We start from the raw sequence: 11,205 nt of genomic DNA, 5'->3' as shown, positions 1-11,205 counted from the left end.
TAACCCGGCAGGACGCCGGGTTAGCCGCGCTGGGCCAAGGATGGCCCATCGCGGCGGCCCACGGATTCAAGGCTGCGGGCGGGCACACCGAAGCGTGAGCGAGGTGCCGAGTGGTGGGGCAAGAGCCCTTTGGTTACTTTGGGGCTCTTTTCCAAAGTGACTCGCTGTAAGAGCGGAACCAATCCCCGCCATCACCAAAAAAACGGATATTCACCCAGCAGAAAAACCACCCGCCCCTAAATCCCCCCCACGCTTATGCGTCTCCAGAACAGGAAATCCGTGCGCATGCCCTTGGGCCAGACGCCAACGGATCGGCAGTTTGGTCACCATCATCAGCGTATTGAGGGATCGAGAGATGTCAGTCGCTACCAGCCGTATCGAAGACGCCCCGGTGCATGTCAGCCCGGTACCGGAAACGCTCTACCAGTTCGAAGAAACCCCCTTGCTGGCCCGCCAGCGCCAGCAGGAATCCAACGCCCGTAGCTACCCACGGCGCATCCCTCTGGCGCTCAAGCGCGCCAAAGGCATCTATGTGGAAGACGTGGAGGGCCGCAGTTTCATCGACTGCCTGGCCGGCGCCGGCACTCTGGCGTTGGGGCATAACCACCCGGCAGTGATCGAAGCCATCCAGCAAGTGCTGGCTGACGAACTGCCACTGCACACCCTGGACCTGACCACGCCGGTCAAGGACCAATTCGTACAGGACCTGTTTGGCCTGCTGCCGCAAGCACTGGCGCGGGAAGCCAAGATCCAGTTCTGCGGCCCAACCGGCACCGATGCGGTGGAAGCTGCATTGAAGCTGGTGCGTACCGCTACAGGCCGCAGCACGGTGCTGTCGTTCCAGGGCGGTTATCACGGCATGAGCCAGGGCGCGTTGAGCCTGATGGGCAGCCTGGGGCCGAAAAAGCCCTTGGGCGCCTTGCTCGGCAATGGCGTGCAGTTTCTACCGTACCCCTACGATTACCGCTGCCCATTCGGCTTGGGCGGTGCTGAAGGGGTGCGGGTCAACCTGCATTACCTGGAAAACCTGCTCAACGACCCGGAAGCCGGGGTGTTGCTGCCAGCAGCGGTGATTGTCGAAGTGGTCCAGGGTGAGGGCGGGGTGATCCCGGCCGATCTCGACTGGCTGCGCGGCCTGCGACGGATTACCGAGCAGGCGGGCGTGGCGTTGATCGTGGACGAAATCCAGAGCGGGTTCGGCCGCACCGGCAAGATGTTTGCCTTCGAACACGCCGGCATCATTCCGGATGTAGTGGTGATGTCCAAGGCCATCGGCGGCAGCCTGCCGTTGGCGGTGGTGGTGTATCGCGACTGGCTCGACACGTGGCTGCCGGGTGCCCATGCCGGGACGTTCCGGGGCAATCAGATGGCCATGGCTGCGGGCTCGGCGGTGATGCGCTACCTCAAGGAGCACGACCTGGCCGGCCACGCGGCGGCCATGGGCGAGCGCCTGGGCGAACACCTGCGCATCCTGCAGCGCGACTTCCCGCACCTGGGGGATATTCGTGGGCGTGGCCTGATGCTGGGTGTGGAACTGGTCGAGCCGGAGGGCACGCTGGATATCCAGGGCCACCCCCCGGTGCATCGCCAGTTGGCGCCGCTGGTGCAGCGTGAATGCCTCAAGCGCGGCCTGATCCTGGAGCTGGGCGGTCGGCATGGCAGCGTGGTGCGCTTCCTGCCACCGCTGGTGATCACCGCGACGGAAGTCGACCGGGTGGCCGAGATCTTCGGTCGCGCGCTGGCGGCGGCGGTGGCCAGCCTCTAATTTTTCGTGCGCTTGGTACGTTTCTACAGATATCAGCGCTGCGCGTGGTGCGCAGCCAGCCTTTGAGCGATGGAGAACAGCAATGACCTCAGTATTTGACCGCGACGACATCCTGTTTCAGGTAGTGGTCAACCATGAAGAACAGTATTCCATCTGGCCCGACTACAAGGCTGTGCCAGAAGGCTGGCGCACCGTCGGCAAGAGCGGCATGAAGAAAGAGTGCCTGGCCTACATCGAAGAAACCTGGACCGATATGCGCCCCTTGAGCCTGCGCCAGAAGATGGACGGCGCCGCGCTGGCCTGATCCGTCCGCACATTAGCGTTCTGTGGCGAGCAGGCCTGTTGTGGCAAGGGGCCTGTTGTGGCGAGCCGGCTTGTGTGGCGAGCGGGCTTGCCACAACAGACCCGCTCGCCACAACAAGCCCGCTTGCCACACAAGCGCCTTCGCCACAATTATTCAGCCTCTTTTGTCAGCCCTCCGGTAGCCCCCGTCACCACCTGCACGCTCAAGCGCGGCGTGGCCAGGTCCAGCCCGGCTTCATCCAGATGCCGTTTCAGCGACAAGTTGAACGCCCGCGACACTTCCCATTGCTTGATCGGCGCCGTCTTGAACCGCGCCCGCAGAATCGCGCTGCCGGATTCGAAACTTTCCACGCCCTGGATCTCCAGCGGCGACCAGATGTTGCGACGCTGCAGCGGGTCGTTGCGGATTTTCTGGCCGACATCGCGGATCAGCTTGATCGCGCCGTCGATGTCCATGTTGTAAGGGATCGCCACCCGGAAAATCGCGTAGCCGAACTCCCGCGAGTAGTTCTTGATGCTCTTGATCTCACTGAACGGGATGGTGTGCACGATGCCGTCGATATCGCGCAGGCGCACGGTGCGGATCGTCAGGCCTTCGACCGTGCCGAGGTGGCCGCCGACGTCCACGTAGTCGTCGATGGCCAGCGAGTCCTCGATGATGATGAACAGGCCGGTGATCAGGTCCGCGACCAGCGACTGTGCACCGAAACCGATGGCCAGACCGATCACACCGGCACCGGCCAGCAGAGGCGTGACGTTCATGCCCATGTTCGCCAGGGCGACGATGGCCGCGATGATAAAGATGGTCACGAACAGCACGTTGCGGATCAGCGGCATCATGGTTTGCGCACGCGCATTGGCCAGGCCTTTGCGCGAGCGGGTGAGGGCGTGGTGGATCGCGGTGTCGCTGAGGATCCAGATCAGCCAGGCAAACAGCAGGGTGCCGCCGAGGCCGAACAACTTGACGCTGATCTCATGACCATCGCCCTCGGTGAAGCGAATCAGTGACAGGCCCCAAACCCGCAGGCCGAGCTCGATAAACACCAGCCACACCATCAGGTGAGCCAGGGTGTAGACGAAGCTTTTCAGGCGCTCGGAGTACAGCGCGTGGCGCTTGTGCCCGCGTTGCGGCTTGAGGGCGTGGCGGCGTACCAGCCCGTTGATGACCATGCACAACACCAGCAGCACCGTGCACAGCAGCGACTGACGCAGGGCGGTACTGGTGTCGCCGGCGGACAGGAATGTGGCGAACAGCGAGATGCCCACCAGCAGCAAGGCCGGAATGTACCAGAAGGCGCCGATGATCGAGAGGGTGTCGGTGAGGGCGCGGCGCGTGAGGCGGCGCGACAGCGGCTGGTTGCGGATCAGGTGCGCGATCGGGCGGCGGAAGCGCAGGATAAACACGCCGGTGGACAGTGCCGCCATTACATTGGCGACGGTCGCGGCGGTATGAGCCAAGTGCTGGCCCAGCGCTGCGACCAGCCGTGGGTCGCTCAAGGCTTCGCCAAAGGCGGCAAAGCTGCCGATCCACCATAACGGGCGGAAGGCCTGGTGGCGCAGGATGTACAGCGCGCGGTGACGGTGCGGCCCGTCGAGCAGCGAAAACGCGATCACGCAAATGGCCGAGAAGCAGGTGCCGACCACCAGGGCGTAGGCCAGCACCATCGCCAGGGATTTGCCCAGGGACGAAGGTAGCGCGTAACTCAGGTAAACCGTGATCACCAAGGCAATCAGCCAGGGCCCGAGTTTGCGCAGGGCAAACCGCACCATGTCCCAGGTGCGTGGGTGTTGCGGCAGTTCTTCGGGCAGGCCGAAGCGTTCGCGTACCCGGTGGCTAAGCCAGATCAACGCAGCGGCGAGCAGGCTCCATAACGCCAGGATCAAGGCAAAGCCGAGGATGATCGGCAGCCATTCGCTGGCCGGCAGCATCAACGCGCCGAGTTCCTCCTTGGCCAGGTCGACTTCATTCGACCAGCGCCCCAGCGGGCTGTCGGCGCCGGAAAACTGCTGCTCCAGGCCCGACAGCGTGCTGCCGATCAACCCGAGCACGCCCTGTTCGGCGGCCGGTTGCGCCTTTTGCGTGGCTGCGCGCAGTTTTTTCAGGTCGCTCAACAACTGGGTGCGTTGCTGGTCGTTTTCCAGGGTCTTGATCACCTCGTCCAGCGACTGGCCGAGGGGCACGTCGGCCTGGGGTTGGCTTTTGTTGGTATTGCCCAGCAGACCGGGCAGGCTCACGGCCTGGGCAGGCGTGAACGGCAGCAGCGTGAGCAGGGCGATGAGGAGGTAGCAGGGCAGCGCAAACAGACGGGAAAGCACGAGGCGGTCAACCTTGAAAACGGCAGGTTGAGCGAGTGTACGAGTGCACGCGTCATTCGGCCAGTTTGGCGAGGATCTTGTACACCACGGTGCCCAGGATCAGCAGCATGCCGAGCCACATGCCGAACACGCCGAGGGGCTTGTCGCGAAAGTTGAAACCGACTGCGAGCATGATCATGCCGATCAGAATGGGGATCAGCATGGCGTGGAAGGAGGACATGGAGATCATCGGACGACGGCCTTGTCAGAGTGGGAATAATGACAAGTCTAGGTCGGATTGCAGGAAATGCAGGTGATATAGATCAGGCACACACCACACCAAATCTGGGAGGAGGCTTGCTCCCGATAGCGGTCTACCAGTCAGGTTGTTTTTAGCTGACCCACCGTCATCGGGAGCAAGCCCCTTCCCACATCTTGAACGGTGAATATATTCAAAGGTGGGAAGGGGCTTGCCCGCGATGGCCTGGCCTCGGTATCAGGGCAGGTCGTGGCTCGCGTAGAACGCGCCCAATACCTTCACCAGATGCGCCAGGTCGTGGCTGCCGCACAGCTCGCGAATCGAGTGCATGGCAAACGTCGGCAAGCCGATGTCCACGGTGCGCACGCCCAGGTGGCTGGCGGTGATCGGCCCGATGGTCGAACCGCAACCCATGTCGCTGCGCACCACGAAGCTCTGTACCGGGACTTCCTGGGCCATGCACAGGTGGCGGAAGAACCCGGCGGTTTCGCTGTTGGTGGCGTAGCGCTGGTTGCTGTTGACCTTGATCACCGGCCCGGCATTGAGCTTGGGGCCGTGGTTGGCGTCGTGCTTCTCGGCGTAGTTGGGGTGCACGCCGTGGGCATTGTCTGCAGATACCAACAGCGATTTCTGAATGGTGCGTACGAATTCATCCCCTTCAGGCAGCAGGCGCCGTAGGGTCTGTTCCAGCATCGGGCCATCGGCGCCGCAGGCGGAGCAGGAGCCGACTTCTTCATGATCGTTACACACGAGCACGCAGGTTTCGTCGCTGTCGCTGGTGAGCAAGGCCTGCAGACCGGCGTAGCACGACAGCAGGTTGTCCAGGCGCGCACCGGCGATAAAGTCGCCGTTCAAGCCGATCACCGCCGCACTTTGCGTGTCGTAGAAGCTCAGCTCGTAGTCGAGTACCACGTCGGCATTCAGCCCATGTTCGCGGGCCAGTTGCTCGGTGAGCACGGCGCGGAAGTCCACGCGCTCATCACCGGCAAATTGCGCCAGGATCGGCGGCAATTCGGTCTGGGCATTGATCGGCCAGCCCTGGTTGGCTTCACGGTTCAAGTGAATGGCCAGGTTGGGGATGATCGCGATGGGCAGCTTGAAGTCGATCAGTTGGCTCTCGACCTTGCCGTCACGGCGGAAGGTCACGCGGCCGGCCAGGGACAGGTCGCGGTCGAACCACGGCGCCAGCAATGCACCGCCGTAGACTTCCACACCCAACTGCCAGAAGCCCTGGCGCTGCAGTTCCGGCTGGGGCTTGACCCGCAGGCACGGGCTGTCGGTGTGGGCGCCGACCAGGCGGATCCCGCCTTGCAGTGGCGAGTGGCGGCCGAGCTTGAAGGCGATGATCGAGGAATCGTTGCGGGTCACGTAGTAGCGACCGTTGGGTTCAGTGGTCCAGGTTTCGCGCTCGTCGAGACGCTGGTAACCCGCCGCTTCCAGGCGCTGGGCGAGGGCGGCAGTGGCATGAAAAGGAGTAGGGGAGGCCTTGAGGAAGTCGATCAGGCCTTGATTCAACGCTTCGCGCATAAATAGCTCCAGACAGCAATGCGCGGAGTTTACCGTATTGGTTTAACTCGGTGGCGAGAAGTGATGCAGATCTAAATGTGGGAGGGGGCTTGCCCCCGATGGCAGTGGGCCAGTCAACAAATACTGTGACTGACACTCCGCCATCGGGGGCAAGCCCCCTCCCACATTTTATTGCGTTGCCAGCTTTAGAAAGGGGCCGGGCACTCGAAGCGCAAACGCTCGCCGCTCTGCGGGTGCGTAAAGCTCAGCATGCTCGCATGCAGGCACAAGCGCGGCCAGGCGGCCAGGGCTTGCTCATGGGCATACAGGCCATCACCGAGCAACGGATGGCCGATCGACAGCATGTGCACACGCAGTTGGTGCGAGCGCCCGGTGATCGGCGTCAACTCGACGCGGCACCAATCGCCGCAACGTTCCAGCACTTTCCAGAACGTCAACGCGTGCTTGCCCAATTCGTGGTCCACCACGTGGCGTGGTTTGGTCGGCGGGTCGTAGCGCAGGGGCAGGTCGATGCTGCCGCTGTCCAGTTCCGGCTGGCCCCAGGCCAGGGCGGTGTAGGCCTTTTCGGTTTCGCGGTCATGAAACTGGCGGGACAGTTCGCGGTGGGTGTCGGCGTCCCGGGCCAGCAGGATGATCCCCGAGGTTTCCCAGTCCAGACGGTGGACGATGCGGGCTTCAGGGTAGCCGTTTTCCTGCAGGCGGGTGATCAGGCAGTCCTTGTTGTCATCGGCGCGGCCAGGCACCGAAAGCAGCAGGGTCGGCTTGTTCACCACCAGGACGGCGGCGTCCTGATGGAGGATATGAATGTTGGACAACGGCATTAAACAGCCTCGTAACAAACGCCAACGGCGGCTCGACCACCGCAGCCCCGTAAAAGGGCCAAGGTGACCGAGCCGCCGTGGCGGCCGCCTTTTCGATCAACGATCAGGCAGGGTGATATTGAGTTCCAGAATCGAGCAGCTGCCGTCGTTTTCAAGGGCGACATGCACGTCATCGTTGCCGATGTTGACGTACTTGCGGATCACCTCGACCAGTTCCTTCTGCAAGGCTGGCAGGTAGTCCGGCGTGCTGCGTTGGCCGCGTTCGTGCGCCACGATGATCTGTAGACGCTCTTTCGCTACCGACGCGGTACTTGGCTTTTTATTGGCGCGAAAGAAGTCGAGAAATTTCATTGTTTAGTTGCCCCCAAAGATACGCTCGAAGAATCCCTTCTTCTTAACATCGAGGAAGCGATGTTCCACGGTCTTGCCCAGCAAGCGATCAACTGCATCGCTGTACGCCTGGCCGGCGTCGCTCTGGTCGTCAAGAATAACCGGCACGCCCTGGTTGGATGCCTTCAGCACTGCCTGAGATTCCGGGATCACACCCAGCAAGGTCACGGCAAGGATGTCCTTGACGTCTTCAACACCGAGCATTTCGCCGTTGCTGACGCGCTCCGGGTTGTAGCGGGTGAGCAGCAGGTGTTCCTTGATCGGGTCCTGGCCTTCTTCGGCGCGCTTGGACTTGCTGGCCAACAGGCCGAGCATACGGTCCGAGTCACGTACCGAGGACACTTCCGGGTTGGTCACGACGATGGCTTCATCGGCGAAGTACATCGCCAGGTGAGCACCGGTTTCGATACCCGCCGGGGAGTCACACACCACGTATTCGAAGGTTTCTTTCAGCTCGGCCAGCACCTTGCCTACGCCTTCTTTGGTCAGCGCGTCTTTGTCACGGGTCTGGCTGGCGGCCAGCACGTACAGGTTCTCAAGGCGCTTGTCCTTGATCAGGGCCTGTTGCAGGTTGGCTTCGCCGTTCACGACGTTGACGAAGTCGTACACCACGCGGCGTTCGCAGCCCATGATCAGGTCGAGGTTACGCAAACCGACGTCGAAGTCGACGATAACTGTCTTGTGGCCGCGCAGAGCGAGGCCGGTACCGATAGCGGCGCTGGTGGTGGTCTTACCCACACCACCCTTGCCGGATGTAACCACGAGAATCTTGGCCAAGGTGTTTCACCCCTAAGGAAAAAGGACTTTTCAGTCCCTGAAAAACATCTCTTGAAACTCGCTGCAGGCGGACAGCCTTTGTAGGAATAGATGTGGTTCGCGCGGTTAAAGCGCCAACTTCAATTGTTCCTACGAAAGTCTTGCCGGTTTCGCTGTGCTATCAGAGTCTAGAGATGCTTGGAAAATGCGGCAGTATCCGTTAAAGACGGATGATGTTCAACACATCGCCCGACAGGCTGACCTGCACCCCGGCCCCCCACAGCGGATCACGGCGCAAATCTTCTGCAACCTTGTACTGGCCTGCGATGGACACTAGTTCAGCGGTTAACTGCTGGCAAAAAATACGCGCCTTGGTATCACCCTTTATGCCGGCCAGGGCACGTCCGCGCATCGGGCCGTATACATGGATGTTGCCATCGGCGAGAAGTTCCGCGCCGGGGCTGACCGAGGAGATCACCACCAGGTCGCCGCCCTGGGCGTAAATTTGCTGCCCGCCGCGTACGGGCGTGGTGATGATCTTTGTAGGCTTGATCGTCGGCTCTGGTGGTTTTTCCGGTTTTTTCTTCACTTCGCCGACCAAAGGTTCGATCGGACGCTCGCGCGCGCCGGACGGCGGCAGTACTGGCAGTTCAATGGCGATGGCCGCCGCGATGTCTTCGATGCGGCTGGCACGAATCGCCAGGGTGCGCAGGCCATGGGAGCGGCAGACGCGCATCAGGCCGGGCAGGTCGATAACGCCTTGGCCGGCCGGCAGTTTGTCCAGCGCCAGCACCAGCGGGGCGTTGTTGAAGAAGTTCGGCGCCAGCGCGACCTTGGCGGCGAGCTGGCGGTCCAGGGCCTCGAGGTCGTTGCGGGCCAGTTCCAGCACGGTGATGGCGAGCATGCTGCCCTTCAGCTGGAACACGGGATCTTGGTCTAGCGGTTCGGTTTGGCTCATGGTCGGCAAAAGCGGCTTGTCACGAAAAGTGTCGAGACTTATAACGAGAACATCCACTGGCCGCAAGCCGAGTCGAACCGTTGTAGAATGCGCGGCCCTGTCTTTACCGGAATCTGTAATGGATCGCCCGCGTTTTCGAGCTGTATTTTTTCACCCGCGTTTTTGGCTGTTATGGCTGGGACTCGGCCTGCTGTGGTTGGTTACCCAACTGCCCTACCGTGCATTGCTGACCATTGGTCGCCTGCTGGGCGCGGGCATGTACCGCGTCGCCGGTGAGCGCCGGCGTATCGCCGCGCGAAACCTGGAACTGTGCTTCCCGGAAAAATCCGCCAAAGAGCGTAAACATTTGCTCAAGGAAAACTTTGCCTCCACCGGCATCGCCTTCTTTGAAATGGCCATGAGTTGGTGGTGGTCGCGCCAGCGCCTGTCGCGCCTGGCCCATGTCGAAGGCCTTGAACACCTCAAGCAGGCCCAACTGGACGGCAAGGGCGTGATCCTGATGGCCCTGCACTTTACGACCCTGGAAATCGGCGCCGCCCTGCTGGGGCAGAAGCACACCATTGATGGCATGTACCGCGAACATGGCAACCCGCTGTTCGATTACATCCAGCGCCGTGGCCGCGAGCGCCACAACCTCGATTCCCTGGCGGTAGAGCGCGAGGACGTGCGTGGCATGCTCAAGCTGCTGCGCGCCGGCCGTGCCATCTGGTACGCACCGGACCAGGACTACGGCGCCAAGCAAAGCATCTTCGTGCCGCTGTTCGGCATCCAGGCCGCCACTGTGACGGCCACCAGCAAGTTTGCCCGTCTGGGCAAGGCGCTGGTGGTGCCGTTTACCCAGGAGCGTCTGGCGGACGGCAGCGGTTACCGCCTGGTGATCCACCCGCCGCTGACCGACTTCCCCGGCGAAAGCGATGAAGTCGATTGCCTGCGCATCAACCAGTGGGTCGAAGCCTCGGTGCGTGAATGCCCCGAGCAGTACCTGTGGACCCATCGCCGCTTCAAGAGCCGGCCACCGGGCGAAGCCAAGCTGTACGAAAAACGCCGTCGATAAGAACGACTGTCCCTACATGGAGTGATGCGATGCGCCCAGCTGAACCGGTTACAGGCTTGATTCTTTCCGGCGGCGGGGCGCGAGCGGCGTATCAGGTAGGGGTGTTGGCGGCGATTGCCGAGCTGTTGCCGCCGGGGGCGCCCAATCCTTTTCCAGTGATCGTCGGCACCTCGGCCGGTGCGATCAATGCGGTGAGCCTGGCCAGTGGCGCCATGGACTTCACCGCCGCCATCCAACGCTTGACCGCGTTCTGGCAGGGCTTTCGCAGCCATCGGGTATTGCGCAGCGACTGGCCGGGGGTGGTCCGCCAGGCGAGCCGCTTCTTTTTCCATAGCCTGCTGGGGTTGGGCAGGCAGTTTCCGGTGGCGTTGCTCAACAGTTCGCCGCTGCGCGAGTTGTTGCAGGACAAGCTGCACCTGGCGGGTATCGACGAAGCTATCCGGCAACAGCATCTGCATGCCGTGGCGGTCACCGCGTTCGGTTACGAGTCCGGGCAGGCGGTGACCTTCTACCAGGGCGGCGGCACCATCGACGCCTGGTTGCGGCACCGGCGTATCGGTGTGCCGACACAGCTGACGGTTGAACATCTGTTGGCCAGTTCGGCGATTCCCTTGTTGTTTGCGCCGGTGAAGCTCGATCAGGAATATTTTGGCGATGGTGCCGTGCGTCAATCGGCGCCCATCAGCCCGGCCTTGCACCTGGGGGCCACGCGCGTGCTGGTGGTCGGTGTCAGCGGCAACCCACGCGGTAACGAGCCGTCGATGCAGCGCACCTACACCGGCCAGGAGCCCACCTTGGCGCAGATCGGTGGGCATATGCTCAACAGCACGTTTATCGACAGCCTGGAAAGTGATATCGAACTGCTGGAGCGCCTGAACCAGTTCAGCCATTTCCAGCCAGCCGACAGCGCGGCCCGAGGCCTGGCGCCGGTCGAAGTGCTGGTGATTGCGCCGAGCCAGCCAATCGATGAAATCGCGGCGCGGCATCGCCAGGAATTGCCGGCGGCATTGCGCTTGTTTTTGCGTGGGCCGGGGGCGACCAAGACGAGCGGGGCGGGGGTGTTGAGTTACTTGCTGT

At 62.2% G+C, this 11,205-nt stretch carries 11 protein-coding genes; 4 read left to right on the top strand and 7 right to left on the bottom strand.

Translation table 11 applies throughout. The annotated features are described in order from the left end of the window. Window positions 1-355: 355 nt before the first annotated feature. Both GIW02_RS26280 and GIW02_RS26275 read left to right on the top strand, forming a co-directional pair. Window positions 356-1,765: an aspartate aminotransferase family protein gene (locus GIW02_RS26280; protein ID WP_236422191.1), complete on the top strand. Its 1,410-nt coding sequence runs from the start codon at window positions 356-358 to the stop codon at window positions 1,763-1,765. A gap of 82 nt (window positions 1,766-1,847) precedes the next feature. Next, window positions 1,848-2,069 (top strand): MbtH family protein, encoded by a 222-nt coding sequence (locus tag GIW02_RS26275; RefSeq protein WP_236418320.1) that lies wholly within the window; start codon window positions 1,848-1,850, stop codon window positions 2,067-2,069. 149 nt (window positions 2,070-2,218) lie between these two features. On the opposite strand, the gene GIW02_RS26270 is transcribed toward GIW02_RS26275, so the two are convergent. From GIW02_RS26270 to minC, 7 genes are all read right to left on the bottom strand, one after another. Continuing rightward, complete coding sequence (locus GIW02_RS26270; RefSeq protein ID WP_236418321.1) at window positions 2,219-4,384, bottom strand: mechanosensitive ion channel domain-containing protein; 2,166 nt, start codon at window positions 4,382-4,384, stop codon at window positions 2,219-2,221. A 52-nt stretch (window positions 4,385-4,436) separates the two neighbouring features. Then, a complete protein-coding gene (locus GIW02_RS26265) occupies window positions 4,437-4,613 on the bottom strand; it encodes a hypothetical protein (RefSeq protein ID WP_163034621.1) in 177 nt (58 codons plus the stop codon). Between the two features lie 246 nt (window positions 4,614-4,859). Beyond that, window positions 4,860-6,149: a M18 family aminopeptidase gene (locus tag GIW02_RS26260; RefSeq protein ID WP_236418323.1), complete on the bottom strand. Its 1,290-nt coding sequence runs from the start codon at window positions 6,147-6,149 to the stop codon at window positions 4,860-4,862. A 185-nt stretch (window positions 6,150-6,334) separates the two neighbouring features. After that, complete coding sequence (locus tag GIW02_RS26255; protein ID WP_236418325.1) at window positions 6,335-6,970, bottom strand: RluA family pseudouridine synthase; 636 nt, start codon at window positions 6,968-6,970, stop codon at window positions 6,335-6,337. A 96-nt stretch (window positions 6,971-7,066) separates the two neighbouring features. Continuing rightward, entirely contained in the window at window positions 7,067-7,321 is a 255-nt protein-coding gene (gene minE / locus GIW02_RS26250) for a cell division topological specificity factor MinE (protein WP_003175252.1), read from the bottom strand. 3 nt (window positions 7,322-7,324) lie between these two features. Further along, entirely contained in the window at window positions 7,325-8,137 is an 813-nt protein-coding gene (minD, locus tag GIW02_RS26245) for a septum site-determining protein MinD (protein WP_065887939.1), read from the bottom strand. Between the two features lie 199 nt (window positions 8,138-8,336). Continuing rightward, on the bottom strand, window positions 8,337-9,074 hold the full coding sequence (gene minC, locus GIW02_RS26240; protein ID WP_236418326.1) for a septum site-determining protein MinC: 738 nt from the start codon (window positions 9,072-9,074) through the stop codon (window positions 8,337-8,339). A gap of 118 nt (window positions 9,075-9,192) precedes the next feature. Between minC and GIW02_RS26235 the strand changes: the two genes are divergently transcribed. Next, entirely contained in the window at window positions 9,193-10,128 is a 936-nt protein-coding gene (locus tag GIW02_RS26235; RefSeq protein WP_236418328.1) for a lipid A biosynthesis lauroyl acyltransferase, read from the top strand. A gap of 29 nt (window positions 10,129-10,157) precedes the next feature. Continuing rightward, window positions 10,158-11,205 (top strand): patatin-like phospholipase family protein (locus GIW02_RS26230; protein ID WP_236422189.1); only part of this gene is annotated, 1,048 nt, incomplete at its 3' end.

This window comes from Pseudomonas syringae (assembly GCF_021606685.1).
GTDB lineage: Bacteria > Pseudomonadota > Gammaproteobacteria > Pseudomonadales > Pseudomonadaceae > Aquipseudomonas > Aquipseudomonas syringae_R.
This window is presented reverse-complemented; position numbering and strand designations above follow the sequence as displayed.

Bases quoted from the DNA above. Each gene is read 5' to 3' on its own strand.
- minE (WP_003175252.1), bottom strand. From the start codon at position 7,321: ATGAAATTTCTCGACTTCTTTCGCGCCAATAAAAAGCCAAGTACCGCG.
- GIW02_RS26235 (WP_236418328.1), top strand. From the start codon at position 9,193: ATGGATCGCCCGCGTTTTCGAGCTGTATTTTTTCACCCGCGTTTTTGG.
- minC (WP_236418326.1), bottom strand. From the start codon at position 9,074: ATGAGCCAAACCGAACCGCTAGACCAAGATCCCGTGTTCCAGCTGAAG.
- GIW02_RS26280 (WP_236422191.1), top strand. From the start codon at position 356: ATGTCAGTCGCTACCAGCCGTATCGAAGACGCCCCGGTGCATGTCAGC.
- GIW02_RS26275 (WP_236418320.1), top strand. From the start codon at position 1,848: ATGACCTCAGTATTTGACCGCGACGACATCCTGTTTCAGGTAGTGGTC.
- GIW02_RS26260 (WP_236418323.1), bottom strand. From the start codon at position 6,149: ATGCGCGAAGCGTTGAATCAAGGCCTGATCGACTTCCTCAAGGCCTCC.
- GIW02_RS26265 (WP_163034621.1), bottom strand. From the start codon at position 4,613: ATGATCTCCATGTCCTCCTTCCACGCCATGCTGATCCCCATTCTGATC.
- GIW02_RS26255 (WP_236418325.1), bottom strand. From the start codon at position 6,970: ATGCCGTTGTCCAACATTCATATCCTCCATCAGGACGCCGCCGTCCTG.